General features: G+C 60.6%; 17 protein-coding genes. 5 read left to right on the top strand and 12 right to left on the bottom strand.

What is annotated here, in order from left to right; genetic code table 11:
* Positions 1 to 20 precede the first annotated feature (20 nt).
* Both HUU46_09685 and HUU46_09680 read right to left on the bottom strand, forming a co-directional pair.
* Entirely contained in the window at positions 21 to 1,331 is a 1,311-nt protein-coding gene (locus HUU46_09685; GenBank protein NUM53901.1) for a hypothetical protein, read from the bottom strand.
* Positions 1,332 to 1,483: 152 nt separating this feature from the next.
* Positions 1,484 to 3,583, bottom strand: coding sequence for a hypothetical protein (locus tag HUU46_09680; GenBank protein ID NUM53900.1), 2,100 nt, complete (start codon positions 3,581 to 3,583; stop codon positions 1,484 to 1,486).
* A gap of 225 nt (positions 3,584 to 3,808) precedes the next feature.
* Here HUU46_09680 and HUU46_09675 point away from each other — a divergent pair, with 225 nt between their 5' ends.
* Entirely contained in the window at positions 3,809 to 4,849 is a 1,041-nt protein-coding gene (locus tag HUU46_09675) for an exo-alpha-sialidase (GenBank protein ID NUM53899.1), read from the top strand.
* 129 nt (positions 4,850 to 4,978) lie between these two features.
* Here the strand turns inward: HUU46_09675 and HUU46_09670 are convergent, their stop codons facing one another.
* A complete protein-coding gene (locus tag HUU46_09670) occupies positions 4,979 to 6,469 on the bottom strand; it encodes a hypothetical protein (protein ID NUM53898.1) in 1,491 nt (496 codons plus the stop codon).
* A gap of 43 nt (positions 6,470 to 6,512) precedes the next feature.
* On the opposite strand from HUU46_09670, the gene HUU46_09665 reads away from it, so the two are divergent.
* From HUU46_09665 to HUU46_09655, 3 genes are all read left to right on the top strand, one after another.
* Complete coding sequence (locus HUU46_09665) at positions 6,513 to 8,606, top strand: hypothetical protein (GenBank protein ID NUM53897.1); 2,094 nt, start codon at positions 6,513 to 6,515, stop codon at positions 8,604 to 8,606.
* Positions 8,607 to 8,669: 63 nt separating this feature from the next.
* Positions 8,670 to 9,284, top strand: a complete 615-nt coding sequence (locus HUU46_09660) for a hypothetical protein (protein NUM53896.1) — start codon at positions 8,670 to 8,672, stop codon at positions 9,282 to 9,284.
* A gap of 157 nt (positions 9,285 to 9,441) precedes the next feature.
* Positions 9,442 to 11,730, top strand: coding sequence for a DUF4838 domain-containing protein (locus tag HUU46_09655; GenBank protein ID NUM53895.1), 2,289 nt, complete (start codon positions 9,442 to 9,444; stop codon positions 11,728 to 11,730).
* Here the strand turns inward: HUU46_09655 and HUU46_09650 are convergent.
* Positions 11,681 to 13,369: a hypothetical protein gene (locus tag HUU46_09650; protein NUM53894.1), complete on the bottom strand. Its 1,689-nt coding sequence runs from the start codon at positions 13,367 to 13,369 to the stop codon at positions 11,681 to 11,683. The two genes, HUU46_09655 and HUU46_09650, sit on opposite strands and share 50 nt — an antisense overlap.
* A gap of 34 nt (positions 13,370 to 13,403) precedes the next feature.
* Positions 13,404 to 13,598 carry a hypothetical protein gene (locus HUU46_09645; GenBank protein ID NUM53893.1) on the bottom strand — a complete coding sequence of 65 codons (195 nt, stop codon included), beginning with the start codon at positions 13,596 to 13,598 and terminating at the stop codon, positions 13,404 to 13,406.
* Between the two features lie 238 nt (positions 13,599 to 13,836).
* On the opposite strand from HUU46_09645, the gene HUU46_09640 reads away from it, so the two are divergent.
* A complete protein-coding gene (locus HUU46_09640; GenBank protein NUM53892.1) occupies positions 13,837 to 14,130 on the top strand; it encodes a flagellar biosynthesis anti-sigma factor FlgM in 294 nt (97 codons plus the stop codon).
* Between the two features lie 58 nt (positions 14,131 to 14,188).
* Here the strand turns inward: HUU46_09640 and dut are convergent, their stop codons facing one another.
* The 7 genes from dut to HUU46_09605 form a co-directional block, all read right to left on the bottom strand.
* A complete protein-coding gene (dut, locus tag HUU46_09635; GenBank protein NUM53891.1) occupies positions 14,189 to 14,641 on the bottom strand; it encodes a dUTP diphosphatase in 453 nt (150 codons plus the stop codon).
* Entirely contained in the window at positions 14,638 to 15,909 is a 1,272-nt protein-coding gene (locus HUU46_09630) for an insulinase family protein (GenBank protein NUM53890.1), read from the bottom strand. Before HUU46_09630 ends, dut begins: the two co-directional genes overlap by 4 nt.
* A gap of 353 nt (positions 15,910 to 16,262) precedes the next feature.
* On the bottom strand, positions 16,263 to 18,554 hold the full coding sequence (gene pnp / locus HUU46_09625) for a polyribonucleotide nucleotidyltransferase (protein NUM53889.1): 2,292 nt from the start codon (positions 18,552 to 18,554) through the stop codon (positions 16,263 to 16,265).
* 189 nt (positions 18,555 to 18,743) lie between these two features.
* Positions 18,744 to 19,016 carry a 30S ribosomal protein S15 gene (gene rpsO, locus HUU46_09620; protein ID NUM53888.1) on the bottom strand — a complete coding sequence of 91 codons (273 nt, stop codon included), beginning with the start codon at positions 19,014 to 19,016 and terminating at the stop codon, positions 18,744 to 18,746.
* A gap of 219 nt (positions 19,017 to 19,235) precedes the next feature.
* Positions 19,236 to 20,468, bottom strand: a complete 1,233-nt coding sequence (locus HUU46_09615; GenBank protein ID NUM53887.1) for a phosphoglycerate kinase — start codon at positions 20,466 to 20,468, stop codon at positions 19,236 to 19,238.
* A 169-nt stretch (positions 20,469 to 20,637) separates the two neighbouring features.
* Positions 20,638 to 21,636: a type I glyceraldehyde-3-phosphate dehydrogenase gene (gap, locus tag HUU46_09610; GenBank protein ID NUM53886.1), complete on the bottom strand. Its 999-nt coding sequence runs from the start codon at positions 21,634 to 21,636 to the stop codon at positions 20,638 to 20,640.
* A 391-nt stretch (positions 21,637 to 22,027) separates the two neighbouring features.
* Entirely contained in the window at positions 22,028 to 22,633 is a 606-nt protein-coding gene (locus HUU46_09605; GenBank protein NUM53885.1) for an HNH endonuclease, read from the bottom strand.
* Between the last annotated feature and the right edge of the window lie 157 nt (positions 22,634 to 22,790).

Genomic DNA, 22,790 nt, shown 5'->3' with positions numbered 1-22,790 from the left:
GCACTCATTCTTGAGCCGCTCTAATCTTGCTGGAACGTTTCGACGCCGAGTTCTTTCTTGCTGGTGAACAGCGCGTAGACCTTACCATCGGAATCGACGGTGCAGGTGGTTTCTTCGTGTTCCGGCGTCGAGAAGGCCCAACTCGTTATAAAGTCACCGTTGTTGTTGTATTTTGCGATGCTGACGTCTTTGGCCCCGGCTTTCGATATTGCGCCCTGGTATCCGGATTTGGTGCGCACCATGCAGTAAATGTTGCCCCACCGGTCGCCTGTCATGTTGTGGAAGTAGACCGGGCCGTCCGGCGGATCGCCGTACGCGAACGCGCCGACGTAGTTGCCTCTGGCGTCGAACTTCTGCGTTGGTCCGTAATAGCTGGTGATGAAGACGTCGCTGCTGCGGTCGACGAAGATTCCGTGCGGCGCGTTTAGCTGGCCGGGATTCAATCCTTCCTCGCCCCATTGATAGAGAAACTCGCCCTGGTTGTCGTAGACGTTGACACGCATGTTGTCCACGTCCGTGGCGAACAAGTGTCCCGTGGGGCCAAACGACAAGCCGTGACAGCGCAGGAGCATGCCGTCCGGCCGGCCCTTCTCGGCGAAGATTTTCAGGAACTCGCCCTTCGGGCTGAATATCTGAAGGCGCGGGCGATCGCCCTTGCTGTCGGATATGAAGATGCGGCCATCCGAGGCAACCTCGACGATGCGCGGTTCTGTGAAGTGTCCTTCTTCGCTGCCCGAGCCGAGGCCGAGTTCGCCGAGGTACTTGCCATCTTTCGTATAGCGGACGACCTTGCTGCCGAGTTGATCGGCGATGATCAGGTTGCCTTCTTTGTCGATTGCGATGCCGTGGGGATCGCGCATGTGTTCGGATCGGCCGGTCTCTTCGCTGATGACGGGTTCGGACCAGACGTGGATGCCGCGGTACACGATCGGTTCCTTGCCGACGATCACGGTCGCAAAGAGAAAACGGTTCGCCGATTCGGGAACTTCCGCGACAATGTGAACCTCGCGCGGCGATGGCATCTGCGCGGGCGTGCGATAGACGCCGTCCGCGCCGATCGTTCCAACCGTGTTGTCGCCGCCGGGGATGTCGTTCACGGACCAGGTCACCTGCTTCGGCGGCATTGCGGCCATCAGGCGCGTGGCAAGCATCACGATCTTGAACGGCTGCTCCTCGCCCGGTTCGAGGTATACCAGCGAGGGATGGATCGTCGCGCGATGATGCGGGGACTTCGGCTTGAGGTCTTCGGCATTCGCCCAGGCGCAGACAACGGCCAACGCCGCCACAACGCGTGCAGCACGACACGAGTAGAATTTGATGGAATTGCGCATGACTCCCCCAAGTGGTTCGCTTCTCGTTTTGGCCCGAATTTACCGCGCGGACCGAGATGGACGGTTCGTTGCCAGTGTATCGGGACGCGCGCCGAAGTGCGAACTTAATGTCGGCGCCGGAATCGGCGGGATGGAACGGCGCGTGCAGGGCATCACGGTCTTACCTTGAATTTGCTGTCGCTTTGATCGCTGATGGAATCGTCCGCAGTGGAGACGATCTTCACCTTATATCCATTTCCCTGCGCAACGGAATCTTTTACCTTCCATTTTAGCTGGCCGTCGTTTGGCGTCTCGTTCTTGATCTTGCGCACGAACGCGCCGTTACGCCACAGCTCGATTCGCACTTCGGGGCCGAGCGCGCCCGCGCTGGTCCAGGAAATGGTCTCCTTCTCTCCGATATGCCAGACTTCGCCGCCGTTCGGCGCGGTTACCGTAATGGACGGCTCGTCCGCGCCGGCGGCCTGCGTGACGGTCACGTCAACTGGGCTGCCGGTTGCGCCGGTGGCCTCGACGCGCACGGCGCCGACGCGCTCCGCGCCATCGTTTGTGGTGAATGCGCACTCGATGGTTCCCGCGTCCACACCGGCATCGCCCGAGCTAATGCTCAACCAGTCGCTGCCGGAAATCACCTGCGCGGACCAGTTCATCATGCCCGTGCCCGTGTTGGAAACATCGAAGGACGTGTTGCCCGCGGCCGCGCCCACATCGCGATTGGCGGGTATAACGGAAAGGATGGGTTGATCGGGCAACAACGAGAGTTGATCGGTGAAGTAATCGAGATCGGCGGCGTCGAGGCTGTTGTCCGACCAGACCAGATACGCCATTGAACCCTGGCACGCGACGCCAATATATTCGAGGAAGTTGTTGGTTGTTCGGTTGGCGTTTGTAACGGACTGGTTTGACGGCGCATCCGACGCGAGCCGCTCGACGGAGAACGTATCGCCGCCGTCATCGCTGACGCCGAGGAATACCTCGACCAACTGGTTGTTTACGTCGTTTCGCGCGTCATACCAGATGACGCCGACCCTTCCGGACGACTGGTCGACGTCGAGCCACGGCAGAAACTGGCTGTTCGTGTCGTTTGTGACCGCGACGGCCGTAGACCAGGTCGCCCCTTGATCGTCGGAATAACGCACGAAGACGTCGGTGTCGGGCATCGTGCCGACGACGTCGACGTACGAGATGTAGAGGCGCCCGTTATGCGTGCCGCCGCTTCGGTCCACGTCGATATTCGGGCCCGCAAACACGCCGCGATCGGGCTGGGCCGGAATGGGCACCTTGAATCCGATGCGCCCACCGGAAGCAAAGGCGCTGTTAATCGTGGTGACGAGTTGGTCGGTGCCGAAGTTGCTGCCGCCGAACCACGAGTCCGAGACGTCAACGAAGATTTTGCCGGACGCCGTGTTGTGCCACACGACGTATGTTTCGCCGTTCGGTCCAACGGCGGGTTCGGCAAAGATGTTGCCGGTTTCATTCGAACTCCCGAGGGAATTATCGTTCACAATGAGGCTCGTCACGAACGATTCGCCGCCGTCGAAGGACGGGAGCAAGACGATGCGTTGATCGAGCCCGCCGGGATCGTCGATGTTCGCCGTCATTGCGAGATAGACATTCTCCTGGCCGGCATCGTCGGGGTCGGGTCCGGTGGCAAGCTGCCATTTGTCGCTGCCCGGAAGGGTTGTCCCCGCGGGGTCATCCGGGGCGGTGGTTGCATATGCGAAGTGCGTGTAGTTCTGCCCGCCGTCCGTGCTCTTCGCGACGATCACCACGGTATCCGTCGTGCCCATACCGCCGTCTACCGTAGCGCCGTATGCGACGAATACATTGCCGTCGGCGTCAAACGCAACGCTGGGATCGAAGCGGAACGTGCTGGTCTTTCCATCCTCCGCATCGCCCAGGGGCACGTGCGTCCACGTTTGTCCGCCGTCCATAGAATAGAACGTATTCAGCGTCGCGAAATCGGGCGAATGTCCCGCAATGACCTGGTTGTTGGCGTCGGTCGGATTCACGTCGATGCCGACCTCGCTCTCGTTGCCCATTAGGTTGCTGACGTTGATGTCGACGCCCTTGGCTCCGGGCGTTCTCGCGCGGGGTGATTGCACTTTGAAATTGGCAGCAGGTGCACTGACCTGGGGATCGGGAAGTGTCGTTACAGGATCGCCCGGCCGCGCGCCGTCGCCCGCCGCGACGCACAAGCATGCGGCGCACAAGGCTGCTGCCCAATGCCCGATGTGGTATGGGCGGTCGTTCATGATGCCCGGTATCCTCCGCGTGCGCGAAGATATGACGGTACTGCACGAAACGAAGTGGAACGAACTTTGCACCTAGGACCCAACACACAGTATGGCAGAGGATCGCGATTCGCGCAATGGCTTTGTGCGCGGCGAGCGCGGTACGCTTGAGATCGTGGCAGCGATGGCGCGCTGGTTTGCGGTACGGCGCACCGGGTTCAGGCACTACCGAAACAGGGGGACCCCATGATCGATTTGATGGTTTGCTTCATTGCAGCAATTGGCGCGCAACAGGCCGACACGGCGGTGGCACCGGGCACGGAACCGTATCACATCGTCGTCGCGCCGGTCGGCGAACGGAACCCGAGGAACAGCGAGGCGGCGATTGTATCGTTGAAGGACGGATCGCTGCTGCTGGGCTGGACCGAATTCTATGCCGGCGATGGCGCGGACCACGGCCCGGCCCGAATCTCCGGAAAGGTTTCCAAGGACAAGGGCAAGACGTGGGGCGAGAAGGTCGCGCTGGTGGAGAACGACGGCGGCTGCAACGTGATGGAGGTGAATTTTCTCCGAACTCGCGACGGCCGGCTCATGCTGTTTTACTGCCAGAAGAACTCGGAGAGCACGGACTGCCGCGTAATGATGCGGGTTTCCGATGACGAAGGAAAGACCTGGGGCGCCGCGAAGCAGATTAGTCCGGACAACAAGTACACGGGCCTGACGAACGGGCGCTGCATTCGATTGCAATCCGGCCGTATCGTGCTTGAAGCGTGGGAAGGCGGCGATAGTTATTGCTATCTGTCGGATGACGACGGCGCGACCTGGCGCGAGTCGCAACGCGTGAAACCGGGCGACGGATCGTGGGAACCCGCGTGCGTCGAACTGAGAAACGGCGATGTGCTGATGCTGATGCGCACGGGGCTTGGCGGCCAATACAAGAGCATTTCCAAAGACGGTGGCGAAACGTGGAGCACGCCCATCGAAACGCCGTTGAAAGGCACGGCGGCGCCGGTTTCGATTAGCCGCGTTCCGGGAACGGGCGATCTGCTCGTGATCTGGAACCACAACCCGGGCGCGTCAAAACGGAACCCGTTCACGTCGGCGATTTCAACGGACGAAGGCGAGACGTGGGAGCGGTTCCGCAACATCGAAGATGCGCCGGACGACGCGTGGGCCTACCCCGCCGTAACGTGGGTCGATGGGAACGCTTTGCTCACGTATTTCAACTATACGGGCGGCTTGTCGCTGCAATTGAAGATCATCCCCGCGCAGTGGTTTTACGATTAGAGCAATTTAGGATACGTCGTAGCCGGTATTTCCTGTCGGTTTCTGTACAAATCGAGTGTGCGATTACGATTACGAGCACGATTACGAGCACGCGCACGAAAATGCAGCTACGTAATACTTCAAATTGCTTTAGTCCGTAACCTGGAAGGCATATAGCGCGCCTCGTTGGATGGTGAAGCGCAGCGCAATCGGGCGGCCCGTTACCGCTTGGTTCAACGTGCGATCGCCCGCTGGCGATTGCCACACGACGCGGTAGCGCAGAGGGTCGCACGCGATCAACCGCGATTGTTCGGCGTTGTACCCGTCGAGGACGGCGCCCGACGAATCAAGCAGTTCCACGCGCAGATCGCCTGGTGCGGCCGCTGCGTTGACGATTAGATCGACACCGTCGAACGCAAGCGGTTTGGTTTCAATCACGGCGGGCAATGAGGAGTCGTAGGGTCCGAGCGCAACGAAACGGTCCGCCGGCAGCGTGGCAAGTCCGATTCCCATTGCGCCCCATCCCTCGCCGTGTCGCGTTTCGACGCCGGTGAAGTAAATGTGGACGCGATTGTCCTTTACAAACATCGTCGTACCGGGAAATACGCGGCCCTGGTCCCATGCGCCGGGTGTGCCTGCGAGAAACACGGCGCGGTCCGCGACGCGAGTCCAATTTCGTCCGTCGCGGCTTACCACAAGTTGTACGTCCTGGTACCCGATCGAATTGTTGTTGGGCGCCTGGTCGAGATGGAGCAGCCATAACAAGCCAATCAGGACATCGCCGTAAGGAGTAACGGAAATCCCGTAAGGCTGCACCCAAGGATATCCGTCGTCCGTGTCGGTAATGAGTACCGTCTGCTTCGGCGACCATTGCTCGAAGTCGGCGCTTGTCGAAAGCCCCACGCCGCGCATCACCGCGGGCCAGTTGGGGTCCTTGACCTGTGCGCGCACAAACGCGAGGTATTCGCCCTTCCAGCGAACGATGCAGGTGCTGGTGTCGTTCTTGCCCACGGCATCGCGCCAATCGCGCAGGCGCCATTCGATCCCGTCGGGAGACGTGCCGACCAGCGCGCCGCCGGCGCCCTTGTACTTTCGCGCGGGATCGGGGTCGTCCGGCGTTGGAAGCACGCAAAAGCCGTGCGTATTCCGAATGATCACGTTGTGCCGGGAATGCACGCCGAACGCACCAACGCCGACCGGCGGTTTGGTCCAATCAATTCCATCCGTAGATTCGGCGTAGCACGTGTAATACTCCGCGGTGCGCGGATGGCCGGGCGTGTCGGGGATGCCGTCTTTGAATTCGTTGGCGAGGTACCAACACCGGAATTTTGACTGATCTGAATCGAACAAGACCGTGCCATAAATTTCGAGAATCCGCTTCTCCCACGGATTCTCCGGCACGATTACCGGATTATCCGCGTGCTTTTCGGGCGACATCAAAGTGCGCTTGGTGTTGGTTGTCGCGCGAACGAGATGGTCGTCGAGAAACAGTTGGGGGCCATTCGAAATGTCGATGGTTTCTTCCGCGTTAAGCGGGTATAAGCACGCGGAAATCGCGAGGATGACGTGTGTCATGACCATCGATGTACGACGCTTCGCTCGGAAAATCATTGTCGCGCTGCCCACCAACTCGCAATTCATGGAAGACTATCCTACGATACGCGGTTTAGTCGGGGAAAAAACAATGATCGCGATGTCTACGGCAGTTTGTGTACTAACGCTTTCCTCGTTCGGCGCGATGCCGCGGGCCGATGGCGGTGTGCTGCACGCCGATTTGGAGAACTACACAGACGGTGTCGTACAGGCATTGAACGCGGGCGTGCGCTGGCTTGGGGACCCGTTCAGCAATGCGAACGAAGGCGTCGTCCAAATCACGCGCGGCGACGCGTTTGCGGGAGCGCGCTGCGCACATGTAGCGACGGAGTCAGCAGACCAGATTGGCCGTGTACGTTTCCAGCCGAGATTCGATGCACCGAAACCGGGCGGCGATTCCATCGCGGAATTCGTGTATCGGCCCACCGCGGATGGTTTGTCGCCGCTGAACGAATTCGTGGTCTGGTCGGCGAAGGGATCGAGCGGGCAACCGGCAGGCGTAACGATTATCGCGAACAGTGACGTTGGCGCGGCGACCTATCGATTGGACGTCATCCACGCGGGCCAGAAGGAACCGGCGCGGACCGATCGCGTCGTTGGCGATGTAAAGCAGAACGCGTGGATTCGAATCGTTCTGCATCGAGAAAGGGCGAGCGGAACGGTGCGGTTGTTTGCCGGCGCACCGGACAATGAGTCGCTCGTGGGTACGTACCCTGATCTCGATGCAGGAAGCGACATTCATCAAATCGAGGTAGGCGATACGTCGGCGTCGGAACGATATGGTTCGGGTTACTGGGACGATATTCGCATAGGCAATCTTCTGGCGCCCGGCGCCACCGTAGCGGCGGCGGAGCCCGCGCTTCGCGATCTGCGTAACGAAGCGGCAGAGATTGAGGCGCCGATTCGCGTGGGCCGCGTGAAGCAACTCTTCGTGGACGACGCGGTGATCGAGTCGATGGAAAACGTCTCCCGGACAATGTACACGGCCACGAAGCACCCCAAAAACCCATTGATGGTGGCGAGCGCGTCGTGGGAAACCGGCGGGATTTGGTTTCTCCCATACGATGTGATCCGCGAAACGCCGGAGGGAGCACTCCGCGTGTGGTACGGCGTATATCCCAAGGCCGGAAGCAAGCTGACGTATACCTGCGTTGCGGAGTCGCGCGACGGAATCGAGTGGACGCGCCCTACGTTCGGACTGTTCGAGGTCAACGGGTCCAAAGACAACAACATTGTGTGGCAGGGGCGAGCCGTGAAACCGAATTTCGATCCGCGCGATCCCGATCCCGCGCGGCGGTACAAGGCGATGACGCGGAGCGACGCGTTTACGCCGCTGTTTTCGCCGGACGGCATTCATTGGACCGAATGGTCCGGGCCGGTGATTTCGCAGGCGTATGACGCTACGTCGTTTCATTGGGACCCTATCGGGGAGAAGTGGATCGCGTCGTGCAAAATCTTTCGTGACGGCAAACGCGCCCGGGGATACGCCGAGAGCCGTGATTATGTGAACTGGAGCGACACGTATTTCATGCTCGCCGCGGACGAACTGGACCAACCGCAAGATGAGACCTATGCGATGCGGATTTTCCGTTACGAAAGCGTCTATATCGGTTTGCTCAAGATTTACCACGTCGCGACGGACCGCTGCGATATCCAGTTGGCGTTCAGCCGTAACGGAAGGCAATGGCAACGGCCTTTCCGTACGCCGTTCCTCGCGAATGGGGACGAGCCGGGCACTCACGACTACGGAAATCTCGATGAAGCGGGCGAACCGATACGGATCGGCGACGAACTGCGCTTCTATTACGCGGGACGCAGCCTGCTGCACAACGAGGAGCCGCGAGACAGCAACGGATCGCTGAATGCCGCGACGTTGCGGCTGGACGGGTTCGTATCGCTTGACGCAGCCAGCGACGGGGTCATCACGTCAAAGCCGGTGCTGTTTGAAGGGAAGACGTTGTACATGAATGCCGACGCGAAGGAGGGCAGCATTCGCGTTGAGTTACTCGGCGGCGACGGACAATCGGTTCGGGGCTACGCGCAAAGCGAGGTCATCACCGGCGATGCCGTGCGTATGCCGGTGCGCTGGGCGAACAGCGGTGCGGCGGTCGAACTTCCGCGCGAACCGGTTCGCATCCGATTTTCCCTCTCAAAAGCGTGTTTGTTCTCCTACTGGGTGGAATAGCCGCGCCATACCCCCGCCCCGCGGCGCTTCGGGGTTATAATATCACTAAGGGGGAAATCTATTATGAGTATCAAGAATCTACCTTTTGGGCGTGCTGTGCTCGTGGCGATCGTGTTTGCGCTCGCTTTTTCATGTCCGAGACACCGTCCACTGCGAATCATCTTCAACCAGGGCGCCTATGGCAGTGCTGCGAATTACAGCGAATTGGAGTACTCGGACTTCTTCGGCGGCGTAGTGCAGATGGCCGACGACTTCGAACTGGCGGAAGACAACAATATTGTCACCCGCGTGCGTTGGTGGGGAGTGTATGCGAACAACATTCCGGCCTCGGACCAGTTTACGATCTTCGCATATGAATTGGTTGACCCCGAGCCGGAATCCCATCCCTGGTACGAATACACTTCTACGGAAGCTACGCGAACGGCGACATCGTCGACCGTGCCGTGGGATGGGGCCAACCTCACGGTTTACGAGTATAATCTCGCGATACCGGATGGTGAATTTCCTCCCGACACGCCTTACGCGCTGTCCATCGTGAACGATACCGGGCGCTGGGCGTGGCTGGTGAACGATTCGCCAACGCAAGGTAACGGTGTGGGCTGGGTGCGGCGATTGGCTGGTGGCACTTGGCTGACGATTGCAGTAGACAGTGCCTTCGTGTTGTGGAGCGACCAGTAATCCAACTTTCGCACCATGCGAATACTTCCACTTGCGAGCGTGAAATCGCGCGGTGTGAGGATGTACTCTGTCTGATCGAGGCGAGCACGGGCGGTGCGGCGACATCCGGCGCCGGGGGCCGCGAGCGGTAGGGTTCACGTATCGGGGAGAAATCGTCATGCGGGCAGTTCTTATTAGCGGCGTGGTGCTTTTGAATGTGGTCTGCGCGTCCGCGCAATCGAAGCAACGCGAACTTTTTCTCGTGAAGGACGGTATTGCGCAGGGGCGCATTGTCGTCGCTGCGGAAGCGCCGGCATCCACGAAGTATGCGGCGGAGGAACTGCAGCGGTTTCTCCGAGAGATGTCGGGCGCGACATTCGAAGTTGTTCCCGATACGGAGAAGTTAAAGGACGGCGATATAGTCGTCGGATGCAACAACGCACTGGGAAAGGCGACGCGAAAGAAGTCGCTGTACAAATCGCTGGGCAATGAATCGTACGTGCTGGAAAACACGGGAAAGCATTTGATTATCGCGGGGGGCGAACCGAGAGGGACGCTATACGGCGTGTACGGTTTGCTGGAAGATGTGTACGGATGCCGTTGGTTTACACCGGCGGTCAGCCGGATTCCGAAACTGTCTACGTTGAAGGTGCCTTTCACATCGATAAGCGGCGCGCCGGCGCTCGAGTACCGCGAACCCTTCGTGGCGGACTGCTTTGACGGGGACTGGGCGGCGCGCAACCGGATGAACAGCAGTTCGGCGCGCCTCGAGGAAAAGCACGGCGGGAAGGTGACGTACTTTGGGTTCGTGCACACGTTCAACATGCTGCTTCCGCCGGATCAATACTTCGATCAACATCCCGAGTACTTTTCGCTGGTGAAGGGGCAACGCCTCAAGGAGCGCACGCAACTGTGTTGCACGAACGACGAGGTGATCCGGATCGTCACCGAAGCCGTGAAGAAGAACATGCGCGAGCACCCGGATGCGACCGTGTTTTCGGTGTCGCAGAACGATTGGCTGAATTACTGCGAGTGCGACAGGTGCACCGCGTTGGCGGAGCAGGAAGGCAGTCAGCTCGCGCCGGTGCTCCTGCTCGTCAATAGCGTCGCAAAAGCGGTCGCGCAGGAGTTCCCGGACAAACTGATCGACACGCTTGCGTACCAGTATACGCGCAAGCCGCCGAAGACGATGCGCGCGGAGCCGAACGTGGTCATCCGCCTGTGCAGCATCGAGTGTTGCTTTGCGCATTCGTTCGTGACGTGCGACAGTCCCGAGAACGTCGCCTTCGAGCAGGACGTGATCGACTGGGGAAAAATCTGCAACCGGCTGTGGGTGTGGAACTATAACACGTCGTTCTCGAACTATTTTATGCCGTACCCAAACCTGCGCGTGCGGAACGACAACATCCAGTTCTATGTGCAGAACAATGTGAAAGGGATATTCGAGCAGGACGTGTACACGACGCTCAACGGCGAGCTGTCCGGCTTGAGCGGGTACCTTAACGCGAAGCTGCTATGGAATCCCGCGTACGACGAGGACACGGCGATCGACGAATTCCTCGACGCCGTCTACGGGAAGGCCGCGCCGCTGGTGCGCGAGTACATCGAGCTTTTGCATAACCGTGTCGAGGCGCACAACATTCACATGGATATCTGGATCGGGCCGGAGCATCCGGTGATCGACGACGGTGTGCTCGAGGCCGCGGACCATATTTGGGACGCAGCGGAAGCGCGCGTGGCGGACCAGCCGGACGTGCTCGAGCGCGTGCGGGCGGCGCGGCTGTCAGTAGATTTCGCGGTCATCGAGCGCGAACGCACCGAGGGCCTGAAGATGTACGAAATCGATCACACGGCGCGCGCGCTGAAGGTCCGGCCGGAATTCGCCGGCCGTGTGAAGCGCTTCTTCGAGGTGGCCGAGCGCAACGGCGTTACGAACTTGCGCGAGAGCCAGGGCGATATCAACGCGTACAAGAAGGAACTCGAAGCTTATACGGACATATCGAGCGGTCCCGAGCGAAAGGCGGTAAAGGTCCGCGGCGCACAGCCGGGCCTTCGCTTCCGCGCGTACGACGGCGAGTTCTCCTTCGTGCCCAATTTCGACGGGCTGAAGCCGGGCGCGGAAGGCATTGCCACCGAGATTGGACTTGGCGTGACGCAGCGCCGCGACGCGTTTGCGCTGGACTTCGACGGCTATTTCCTCGCGCCGCAGGACGGCGTGTACCTGTTCCACCTTCGCTCGAACGACGGCAGCAAGCTGTACCTCGGCGGCGAGGAACTGATCAACAACGACGGGCTGCACAAGATCGTCGTGAAGTCCGCGATCGCTACGCTAAAGAAAGGCTACCACGCGATCCGCGTGTCATACTTCGAGGCCGGCGGACAGGAGGACTTGGGCCTGTTTGTAGAAGGGCCGGGCATCATGAAGAGTTCGGTTCCCGCGGGGCTGCTGTGGCATTCGGCGCGCTAGGAAGTTCGTAAATCGCGACGCCGGTATTGGAAAAGGCCAGCGTAGCGCCGGAGACGCGGCGGAAGTACGCCGCGTCCTCGGCGCCGCGCTCGTTAATAACGTAAATGAAGCGCGGCCGGATTTCTTCGATAAACGCCGAAGCCTTGCCGCGCGGCATTTCCCCTCCAACAAACCGCTCGAATTTCTTGCCGAGTTCTTTGACGTCCGGCGTCAAAGCCCAGTGCCCCAGCGCGACGCGCACGGGCAACAGAAACGCGATCCGGCTTCCCAAGTTCTCCGTCGACAGCACGACGTCATTGGGCTTCACGCGTGACGCGAGCCACGCCACCGCTTCGGCGTCGGGTTCGCGGAGGTAATTGCGCGCGATGGTCGCGCCGATGTTCGCATTCCACACGACGTACAACACGCTTCCGATGGAATTGACGGCGAGAAATGCCACGAGAAATGCAGCGCGCGTTCGCGGCCGCTGAATGCGAAACCGTTCCGCGAGCGCGGGCAGCATCCCCACTGCGACGAGTATCAGTGGCGCCATCAGGGATATGCCGATTTGGGGCGAGAACGACAGCAGTCTCGACAGGTAGTTGCCGTGGAAGAGCAGAAACATTGCCGCGGCGAAGACGACGAGCAGGCGTTCGGCCGGGTCCGTCATTGGTCGTTTTCGAATGCACAGGATTCGCCAGGCAAACAGCAGGCCCGCGAGCCCAAAGCCGAGGGTGTGCCAATGAATCGGCGTCGTTTTCTGGTCGCCCTGACTCGCCCAAAACTTGAACACGGGATGTATCGAGAAGATGTAGTAGTAGTAACCGACGAGCGGTGCGCTGACAACGGCGGGTAACGCGCGCAGCGCGTTCGTGCGGAGATCGATTTTCCGCGACAGCACACATTCGATCAGAATGAACAGCGGGATCGCGGCGCAAATCGTAATGAGGTCGTAGGGGCGCATGAGCCCCTGTATGACGGCCATTGCCGCCGCGGCCACGTACCAACGCGCCCGGCGCGTGCGTTCAGCGGTAATAAACAGGGCAATGACGATCAGGAAGGTCCCGTGCGGCAAACTGTAATGCGGGTTCTTGAGGATTTGGCCGAAGGGATGAATGGCGGTAATGAGATCGATCGCGGGATTCCTCAGCCCGAGCGTCTTTGACGTGTCGATGAGGCGGAACGTGCCGAGTATGGCGATAACCCAGCCGAACCCGCCGCCAAATGCGCACATGACCAGGGCCGTGACGCGCTGCCACGTTCGGGGCAGCGCCACGACGGCGAGGGCCGCGAACCCGAGCATGAGCGTGAGCGAACCGGCAAACCGCCATATCGTGAAAGTGAGCTGCGGTGACCAGCCGAACCAACCCATGCACTTGCCGATAACGAGCCACTGCAGATTGAAGAATACGCGGTCGCAGGGTTGGTGGGTCATGTCATTGCGGAAGAGCCAGTGCCCCTGGGCGGCTTGATGAATAAAGGAAAAGTAGCTGTAGATGTCCATCGCCAGGGACACAAAGCCCAGGGGGACGTAACCGTCGTGGGCGCGCGCGGCGACGATCGCGTAGGCAATCTCGGTCACATAGAACAGAAGAACGCCCAGAGACGCGGCAAGCAAAAGCACGGGGAGCATGCGGGCATGTTGTGGGCTGGTGGACACGGGACCCCTACGGTACGGCGGGAGTAACGCGGGGTCAAGCGCGCGAGCCGGGACGGATGAGCAGCCAGATGATGAGGCCGACCGGCCAAACCAGCAACAGAACCAGTAGTGCCACCAAGCACCCGGACTTGCCGCGTTGCTGGGCGTCCGAGAACGCCCAAATCACGGAGCCGATGTAGACGATGAAAACGATCAGGGAAAACAGCGCGCCGATTCCGCTGGTTATCATGCTCCGAACTCCTTGCGTGGCAAGTGCTTGCAATCTAGCCGTGACATACTATGGCACATTTCACGTGTGGGAACAATCACGGGCGTCCCGCCCGTACTCCTTTTTTGTGCCGACCCGATGAGTCGGCGTGAGGCAGGGCCGGTAGATGCAAAAGTGCTAAAGTCGCGCGGAAATCATGCCGATAAAGAGAATGCCGAGGCAAGGATGCCGAAGGCGGCTACGCTACGGAGAGCAGAGTATGGCTGGTATACAGGGCATCGTGGGGCTGACTACCCCGGTCGGGTCGGGACCCGGCGGCGAGCGCCCCAACAGGCGCAACGAAATCCGCACGGATTCCGGCCAGCACGACCAGGTTTCGATTAGTTCGGAGGCGAAGGACGCTGCCGAGGCGGCCCGCGTGGCGGCGGCTGCCGCGGAGCAGGTCCGCGCGAAGGCGATTGAAGAGGCCCGCGAGAGCATCGAGCAGGGCGCGTACAAGCTGCAGGCCGTCGTCGAACTGGTCGCGGCGCGGATTAGCCCGTACTTGAACTAACCCCCGAAATTGTCTGACAGGTCGGACCGGTCGGACGTGTCCGGCCAGGCGCCACCCTCTACTTTCCCGTATGTCCGAAGCCGCCGGCGCCGCGGGCGGTTTCATCGAGCGATTCGCGCACGTCCCACTGCACCTTCGTGACCGGCGCGACAATCATCTGTGCGATGCGGTCACCCCGCTGAATCATGAACGGTTCCTGGCCGAGATTTGCCATGATGATGCGGATTTCGCCGCGGTAGTCGGCGTCGATGGTGCCGGGCGTGTTTAACAGCGAGATGCCGTGCTTGAGCGCGAGGCCGCTCCGCGGGCGGATTTGCGCTTCGTAGCCTTCGGGCAGGGCAATGCGCAGGCCGGTGGGCACAAGCACGCGTTCGCCGGGCTGCAGCGTGTAGGGCGTGAGCACGGCGGCGCGCAGGTCCATGCCCGCGGCGTGTTCGGTCTCGTACGCGGGCAAAGGCAGATCGTCGCAACCCGGTTCCCTGGTGATGCGCACGGTAACGTTGCGGGTCATAGCGGCACGCTTTCCAGCCTGGCGCCGTTCTTCGGGCCCAGCACGACGAGCGCGCACTGTTCCGGCGTGTAACGTTCTTGCGCGAGCTGTTGAATTTCCTCCGCCGTGACCGCTTCGACGCCGGCGATAATTTCGTCCACCGGCAGAATCCGGCCGTGATACATGAACGATTTTGCCATGCGCGTCATGCGATTGAACGTGCTCTCGAGCGTCATCAGCACGCTGCCCTTCAACTGCTCGCGGTTGAGTTCGAGTTCCTGTTGCGGCAGCGGTTCCTCGCGCAGCTTGCGAATCTCGGCGAACGCGAGGTTGCATGTCTTCTCCAAATTCTCCGGCGCGATCGCCGCGTATACGCCCATCATGCCGGTGCGCCAATAGCTCGCGTGATAGCCGTAGATCGAGTACGCGAGGCCTTCCTGCTCGCGAATCGTTTCGAAGAGGCGCGACGTGGGGCCGCCGCCGAGCGCGTTCGAGAGCATGTTATAGACGTAGCGTTTGTCGTCGAAGATGCTGGGGCCGGGAAACGCAAAGGCCAAATGGTCCTGCGAGATGTCGCTGGCGGCGTGGTGAATGCCGGGTGTAAACGCGGGCACGCTGTCGGGCTGCTGCGCGACTCCGGCGGTCAACGAGGAGAACTCCTGCCGAATCTGTTCGAGCACGATTGCTTCGTCGAAGCAGCCGGCTACGGAAACGATGAGGTTCTCCGGCCTGTACCAGTGCTCGAAGTACGTGCGCACGTCGGCGGGCGTCATTGCCGTCATCGTTTCTTTCGAGCCTGCGATTGGAGTGCCGAGCGGATGGTCCGGCCAGAAGTTGCGGGTGAGCAGATCGTGTACGTGGTCTTCCGGCACGTCCTCGCTGCTGGCGATTTCTTCGAGAATGACGTTGCGCTCTTTTTCGAAATCGAAGAACTGCGAGTCCTTCACGATGTCGCCAAGGATTTCGATCGCGACGCCGACGTGTTCGCCGAGCATTTTTGCGTAGAGGCACGTATAGTCGCGCGAGGTGAACGCGTTGAGGTGCCCGCCCTTGGACTCGATCGCCTCCATGAGTTGGCGAGCGGTGCGTTTCGTCGTGCCTTTGAAGAACAGATGTTCGAGGAAGTGTGACACGCCGGCCTGTTCGGGCCGCTCGTTCGCGGATCCCGTCGCGATCCACACGCCCGCGGCCGCGGTGCGCAGGTACGGCAACGGCTCGAGTAGAACGGTAAGGCCGTTGTCGAGTTTGTGTATGGACGATGTATCGACAGCTATCGAAGGTGCGGACATTGGGTGTTTCCAGGAATCCTAATCAACCACGGAGACACGGAGATCACGGAGCAAGACCTTTGAACCTAAGAACGGCAGTTGAACCACCAACCGGTGAATCACGTTACGGGTAACAAGGTGACGTGAGAAACGCGACCTTCACCATCTGGGTGAGGGACAGGCACCGTGTTTCGCTTCCTCCTTCGCCAAAGCTATGGAGGACAAGCCGCAAAGCCTGCGCGAAAGATGGTGTCAGTCCCGTTCAACCGCCGCTTTTCGGGTGAATTTCTCTGTGTTCTCCGTGTCTCCGTGGTTTCATTCTGTCGGAACGCACACGGCGCTGGGAGCGCCAGCGCCGTGTATGTTCGTTTCGTTTAGTACCGGTCCCGGCGTCCGCCGCGGTCGCCGCCACGTCCGCCGCCGCCGCGTCCTCCGCGGTCGCCGCCGCGATGTCCGCCACGGTCCCCTCCGCGATGTCCGCCGCGATCGCCGCGGTCACCGCGCTCTTCACGCGGCCGCCGCTGGCTCCACTCCTCGTCGGAGATAAGGCCAAGTTGGCGGTCCGCTTCCACCTTCGAGAGGTTCACGCGGCCGAGCTTGTCGATTTCGATGACTTTCACGTTCACTTCATCGCCGACATCGACCACGTCCGTGACTTCCTTCACGTGGCCGACGGACAATTCGGAGATGTGCACGAGGCCTTCCTTGCCGCCGAGCACGGCGACAAACGCGCCGAACGGCATGATGCGCGTAACCTTGCCCGCGTACACTTCGCCGACTTCCGGCTCCGCGGTGATCTCGCGGATCATGTCGATGGCGGCCTGGGCCTGTTCGGAATCGACGGCCGCGACGTTCACGGAACCGTCGTCTTCGATTTCGATCTCCGCGCCGGTGATGCGCTGAATCTCGCGGATGACCTTTCCACCCGGCCCGATCACTTCACGGATTTTGTCGACGGGGATATGAATCGTGATGATGCGCGGCGCAAACTTCGAGATTTCGTTGCGCGATTCCGCAAGGCATTCCCGCATTTTGCCGAGAATGTGCAGCCGGCCGTCGCGCGCCTGATACAGCGCCTGCTTCATTACGTCGCGCGGAACGCCCATTACCTTGCAGTCCATCTGGAACGCGGTAATGCCGTTGGCGGTGCCGCAGACCTTGAAGTCCATGTCGCCGAGGTGGTCTTCCGCGCCAAGGATATCGCTCAGCACGGCCACGTCGTCGCCTTCTTTAATCATGCCCATCGCGATGCCCGCGACCGGCGCCTTGATTGGCACGCCCGCGTCCATGAGGCTCATCGTCGCGCCGCAGGCGGACGCCATCGAACTCGAGCCATTGCTCTCCGTAATGTCCGACACGACGCGAATCGTGTAAGGAAAGGTTGCTTCGGATTCTTCGTTGGCGTCGAACGGCAGGACACCTTCGACGGCGCGTTCGGCGAGTTTACCGTGGCCGATCTCGCGGCGTCCGGGCCCGCTGATGCGGCGCACTTCGCCGACGGACCAGCTCGGGAAGTTGTAGTGCAGCATGAACCGTTTGAACTCTTCGCCGGACAGTTCGTCGGTGCGTTGTTCGTCGCGGCTGGTGCCAAGCGTGGTCGTGACGATCGCCTGCGTTTCGCCGCGGGTGAACAGGCACGAGCCGTGTACGCGCGGCAGAATACCGACTTCGATCGAGATCGGACGGATCGTTTTCGTGTCGCGGCCGTCGAGCCGAACGCCCTGCTGGAGCACCTGCTCGCGCATAAGCTTCTTCTCGATCGAGCCGAGCACGTCGGAGATTTCCTTCTCGCGCTCTTCGAACAGTTCCTCGCCGTACTTCGCTTTAAGCGATTCGTGCACCTGGGATTCGAGCGCGTCGAGGCCCGCGGCGCGTTCCTGTTTGGCGAATCGCGGACCGAGCAGTTCCTTCAGCTTGCCGATGGCGACGCCTTCGACGTCCGCGACGATCTCCGCGTTTTGCACCGGCGCGGCGAACGTCAACTTTTCGACGCCCACGCGCTTGCGGAACTCGTCGATACCGTCGCAGATTTGCTTAATGTAGCCGTGGCCGAATTCAAGCGCTTCGAGCATCTTGTCTTCGGAAATCTGCTTGGCCGCGCCCTCGACCATGGTGATCGCTTCGCGCGTGCCCGCCAGCACAAGATCGAGTTCGCTGTCGAGCATTTGCGACATTTGCGGGTTGACGACCAACTCGCCGCCAATCAGGCCGACGCGCACCGCGCCAATTGGTCCTTCGAACGGTACCTTCGAGATGTGCAGCGACGCGGAAGCGCCGATGATGCTGAGCACGTCGGGGTTGTTTTCGTTGTCGGTCGAGAAGACCGTCGAGAACACCTGGACTTCGTTATAGAAGCCCTTGGGGAATAACGGCCGCAGGGGGCGGTCGGTGAGGCGGCACACGAGCACTTCGCGTTCGCTCGGGCGGCCTTCGCGGCGGAAGAAGTTCCCGGGGATGCGGCCCGCCGCGAAACTCTTTTCGCGGTAGTCGACCGTAAGCGGGAAGAAGTCTTGCCCTTCTTTCACGTCGGATGCGACGCAGATCGCCGAGAGCACCATCGTTTCACCACAGGTGACCATGACGGCGCCGTGCGCCTGCTTCGCGATTTTGCCGGTCTCGAGGATGATTTCCGTCGAACCGACAGGGATTGAGAGACGTTCTGCCATACTGTTTTCTTTTCTCCGTGTTGGATGTGGTGGAACGCCTCTCAAGAGCGCTCCACGCCGTTTCTTTCTATTTCTACTTTTCGTTGTACACGTGTTCAGCCGCACCGGCTGCCCCGCTTCGCGAGTAACACACGCGAAGCAGAGCTTCCAGCCCGCTTGCGTTCCCAAGCCGGAGCTTGGGAACGAGTACTACTTGCGCAGGCCGAGGTTCTTCACCAGCGTGCGGTAGCGCTCGACATTCTTCTCGCGCACGTAATTCAACAAGTTGCGGCGGCGGCCGACGAGCTTCAGCAGGCCGCGGCGCCCCGCGAAATCTTTCGGGTGCGACTTGAAATGCTCGGTGAGATCGTTGATGCGCGCAGTGAGCAGCGCGATCTGCACTTCCGACGACCCGGTGTCGCCTTCGTGCGCGGCATTGGTCTTGATGATCTCGGTCTTGCGGTCTTTCGTCAGAGTCGACATGGTTCACCTGTCCCTTTCGTTCGCCCGGCCCCAGCGCGGCATCGGTGAGGTTGCACGCCCGAGTTCCGGGTAGTTATCGCCCATGCGCCGGATACATTCCAGCGCATCCAAGGCCGTAATCGTAATCGTCCTCGTAATCGTAATCGAGTTTTCAAACCCGATTACGATTACGAGTTACAGGGACGATTACGATATCAATTCCAATTTTCGATTATCGGTCTACTTGTCCGTCAGTGCCGCCAGCCCCGGCAGCTCTTTGCCCTCAAGCATTTCCAGCGATGCGCCGCCGCCCGTCGAGACGTGCGACATCTTGTCCGCGAGACCGTATTGCACAACCGCCGCGGCCGTATCGCCGCCGCCGATGACGCTGGTGATGTTCGGCGAGGTGGCCAGCAGGTCCGCGATCGCGCGCGTGCCCTTGCCGAACTTCTCGAACTCGAACACGCCGAGCGGGCCGTTCCAAACGACAGTCTTCGATTTCCTAATCGCGTTGCTGAACAACTCGATGGTCTTCGGCCCGATGTCGAGACCTTGCCAACCGGCTTCGATGCCGCCGAGTTCGACGATCTTCGAGACAGCCTCATTGGAGAATGCGTCGGCGACTACGGTGTCGATCGGGAGCAGCAGTTCGACGCCCTTTTCCTTTGCCTTCGCCATGACGGTCTTGGCCGTCTCGATGCCCGGCTCGTCCAAAAGCGAATCGCCGATCTCGTAGCCCTGCGCCCTCATGAAGGTGTAGGCCATACCGCCGCCAATGATGAGCGTATTGACGAGGTTGAGGAGGTTTTCGATGACGGTGATTTTGTCGGAGACTTTGGCGCCGCCGAGGATGGCCGTGAGTGGGCGCTCTGGATTGGTTAACACCTTGACGAAGTACTTCATTTCCTTCGCCACGAGAAAGCCCGCGGCACTCTGGGAAATGAACTTGCACACGCCTTCGGTGCTCGAATGCGCGCGGTGCACGCTGCCGAAGGCGTCGCTCACGTACACGTCGCCGAGCGCGGCAAGCTGCTTCGACAACGCCTCGTCGTTCTTGGTCTCGCCTTTGTGGAAGCGCGTGTTTTCGAGCACGACGATGTCGCCGGGTTGCATCGCGTTCACCACGGCCTCGACTTCCGGGCCGACGATGTCGTTCACTTTCGTGACGTTGCCGCCGACAAGTTCTTTCAACTTCGCCGCGATGGGGTCCATCTTCAGCAGCGCGTTCTTCGCGACGATCTCCTGCTTCTCGGCCTCGCTCTCCGCCTTCTCCGGTTTGCCCGGGCGGCCGAGGTGCGACATAAGGATGAGTTTGCCGCCTTTTTCGCGGACATAGTTGATGCTCTGCAACGCCGCGCGAATGCGCGTGTCGTCCCGCACCGAACCGTCCTTGTTCTGCGGCACGTTGAAATCGACCCGCATCAGGACGCGTTTGCCCTTCAGGTCGAGGTCTTGAATCGTCAGTTTATTCATATCAGTGATAACCACGGAGACACGGAGAGCACGGAGATATTCAATCGCGATCCTCGAACTTTCGAATTCGAATCTCCAATACGTGCGTTGCGTTCTTGGCCAACGGCGCATTCGCGGTTTGAAAGGCCCGCGCTCCGCGTTCTCCGTGTCTCCGTGGTTCTTCCCCTTCTTATGCTTTCATCTTCTTCAGCAGGTCGATGCAGCGGTTCGAGTAGCCCCACTCGTTGTCGTACCACGACACGACCTTCGCGAAGTTGCCGTCCATGACGCTGGTAAGCTTCGCGTCGACGATGCTCGAGTACGGATTGCCGATCACGTCGCTGGACACGATCGGGTCCTCGCAGAACATCAGGATGCCTTTGAGCGACGTCTCCGACGCGTTCTTCAGCGCGGCGTTGATCTCGTCCTTCGTGGCGGGCTTGATCAACTCGACCACGAGGTCCGTCACCGAACCGTCCGGCACGGGAACGCGCATCGCGATGCCGTCGAGCTTGCCCTTCAGCGCGGGCAACACTTCGCCCACCGCGCGGGCCGCGCCGGTCGTCGTCGGGATAATGTTGGTTGCGGCGCTGCGCGTGCGGCGCAGGTCGCTGTGCGGCATATCGAGCACGCGCTGGTCGTTGGTGTACGCGTGAATCGTCGTCATCCAACCGCGCTTGATGCCGAACGTCTCGTGCAGCACCTTCGCCATCGGCGCGAGGCAGTTCGTCGTGCAGCTCGCGTTCGAGACGACCTGGTCCGTCGGCTTGAGCGCGTCATCGTTCACGCCCATCACGACGACCGCGTCAATTGCGTCCTTCGGCGGCACCGTCAGGAGCACCTTCTTCGCGCCCGCCTTCACGTGGAGCAGGCACTTTTCCTTCGTCGTGAACACGCCCGTCGATTCGACGACAAGCTCGACCCCGAGCTGGCCCCACGGCAGCGCCGACGGGTCCTTTTCCTTGTACACCTTCACGGGGTTGCCGTTCACGACGATCGAGTCTTCCGTCGCCTTAACCGTGCCCTTGAACACGCCGTTGGTGCTGTCGTACTTCAGCAAGTGCGCAAGCGTCTTCGGATCGGTAAGGTCGTTGATCGCCTCGACGTCGAAGTCCGGATGCTCGAGCAGCAGTTTGAACACATTACGGCCGATGCGGCCGAACCCATTGATGCCTACTTTGGTAGCCATAACCCCTTAATCCTTTCGCTTGATAATTGCTTCACCGGGAGCTTCCACACGCGTTCCGCGCGTGGGTGGATTCCCGATGCACAAACCGCAAAACCTGTCGCCCAAGAGGAGGTTTAAATCGTGGGGGGCGGACCGGATTTTCCGGCCCGTCATTCACCGCGCGCCCCGAGTGGGGAACTTGTGTTGGCGCGGGTGTCTCACGCTTTTGCGCCTCTTTACGTAAACAGCTCAGATGATGCCATACGGCGCGAGAGGGAGTCAAACGCACGACGGTTGGCGCAACGCGGGCATCGCACCATTATGGAACGTTCGGCGAGCCGGGCGGCTTCGCTGACATCGCTTCGCAGAACGTGGTAGGGACGGTCCTGGCGAACCGTCCCTACCCCAAAAACTACGACACCGCCGATTCCCGCGTCGGCATGGTCCAGTGGCTGGTATCGACGAACTTTTTCCAGACTTGGAGCTGATCCACCGGGACGCGGGCGCCGAAATGGGGCATCCACGCCGGCTTGTACGGTCGGATCAAGAGCGGCATGTTGGCCTCGTCCGGCGTACGGTTGCCCTTGCGGACGTTGCAGTGTAGGCAGGCCAGCACGAGGTTCTCCCACGTGTCGCCGCCGCCGCGCGACTGTGGCACGACGTGGTCGATCGTGAGCTGGGCGCGCGGGAAGTGCTTGCCGCAGTACTGGCAGGTGCTCTTGTCGCGCTCGAAAATGCTCTGGCGCGAGAAGCGCACCTCGTGGTGGATGAACCCGTTAAATAGTGTCAGCAGAATGACTTCCGGCACGCGCACGCGAAAGCTGGGCGTGTGGATGTAGCGCCCGCCGAGGCCGTTCTGCGAGAGCTTGACCCAGTCCTCGAAGTCGTGGAGCGAATAGTGCTGCGGGTGGACGGCGCGGGCGGCATCGACGTAGAGCAGGGTCATCGCGCGCCGGGCCGACGCGATATGCACCGCGGCCCAGGACTTGTTCAGGACTAGTACGTTCCCATCCAACATGCGCGAACTCCGCCGCATAAACGCTATGCGCCGATTACCACGCGGCCCCATGCATACAGGCCACGAAGCGCACGGCGCATGCACAATGCAAAAAGGCAACAGCAGTATACGAACGAAATGGCGGGCAGTCAAACCAGCCAACGGGATACAGGGTAGA

It is taken from the genome of Candidatus Hydrogenedentota bacterium, from assembly GCA_013359265.1.
GTDB lineage: Bacteria > Hydrogenedentota > Hydrogenedentia > Hydrogenedentales > SLHB01 > JABWCD01.
This window is presented reverse-complemented; position numbering and strand designations above follow the sequence as displayed.

What these genes read in the sequence shown, in the direction of transcription:
- HUU46_09685 (NUM53901.1), bottom strand. Translation starts at nt 1,331, where the DNA reads ATGCGCAATTCCATCAAATTCTACTCGTGTCGTGCTGCACGCGTTGTG.
- HUU46_09680 (NUM53900.1), bottom strand. Translation starts at nt 3,583, where the DNA reads ATGAACGACCGCCCATACCACATCGGGCATTGGGCAGCAGCCTTGTGC.
- HUU46_09675 (NUM53899.1), top strand. Translation starts at nt 3,809, where the DNA reads ATGATCGATTTGATGGTTTGCTTCATTGCAGCAATTGGCGCGCAACAG.
- HUU46_09670 (NUM53898.1), bottom strand. Translation starts at nt 6,469, where the DNA reads ATGAATTGCGAGTTGGTGGGCAGCGCGACAATGATTTTCCGAGCGAAG.
- HUU46_09665 (NUM53897.1), top strand. Translation starts at nt 6,513, where the DNA reads ATGATCGCGATGTCTACGGCAGTTTGTGTACTAACGCTTTCCTCGTTC.
- HUU46_09660 (NUM53896.1), top strand. Translation starts at nt 8,670, where the DNA reads ATGAGTATCAAGAATCTACCTTTTGGGCGTGCTGTGCTCGTGGCGATC.
- HUU46_09655 (NUM53895.1), top strand. Translation starts at nt 9,442, where the DNA reads ATGCGGGCAGTTCTTATTAGCGGCGTGGTGCTTTTGAATGTGGTCTGC.
- HUU46_09645 (NUM53893.1), bottom strand. Translation starts at nt 13,598, where the DNA reads ATGATAACCAGCGGAATCGGCGCGCTGTTTTCCCTGATCGTTTTCATC.
- HUU46_09640 (NUM53892.1), top strand. Translation starts at nt 13,837, where the DNA reads ATGGCTGGTATACAGGGCATCGTGGGGCTGACTACCCCGGTCGGGTCG.
- dut (NUM53891.1), bottom strand. Translation starts at nt 14,641, where the DNA reads ATGACCCGCAACGTTACCGTGCGCATCACCAGGGAACCGGGTTGCGAC.
- HUU46_09630 (NUM53890.1), bottom strand. Translation starts at nt 15,909, where the DNA reads ATGTCCGCACCTTCGATAGCTGTCGATACATCGTCCATACACAAACTC.
- pnp (NUM53889.1), bottom strand. Translation starts at nt 18,554, where the DNA reads ATGGCAGAACGTCTCTCAATCCCTGTCGGTTCGACGGAAATCATCCTC.
- rpsO (NUM53888.1), bottom strand. Translation starts at nt 19,016, where the DNA reads ATGTCGACTCTGACGAAAGACCGCAAGACCGAGATCATCAAGACCAAT.
- HUU46_09615 (NUM53887.1), bottom strand. Translation starts at nt 20,468, where the DNA reads ATGAATAAACTGACGATTCAAGACCTCGACCTGAAGGGCAAACGCGTC.
- gap (NUM53886.1), bottom strand. Translation starts at nt 21,636, where the DNA reads ATGGCTACCAAAGTAGGCATCAATGGGTTCGGCCGCATCGGCCGTAAT.
- HUU46_09605 (NUM53885.1), bottom strand. Translation starts at nt 22,633, where the DNA reads ATGTTGGATGGGAACGTACTAGTCCTGAACAAGTCCTGGGCCGCGGTG.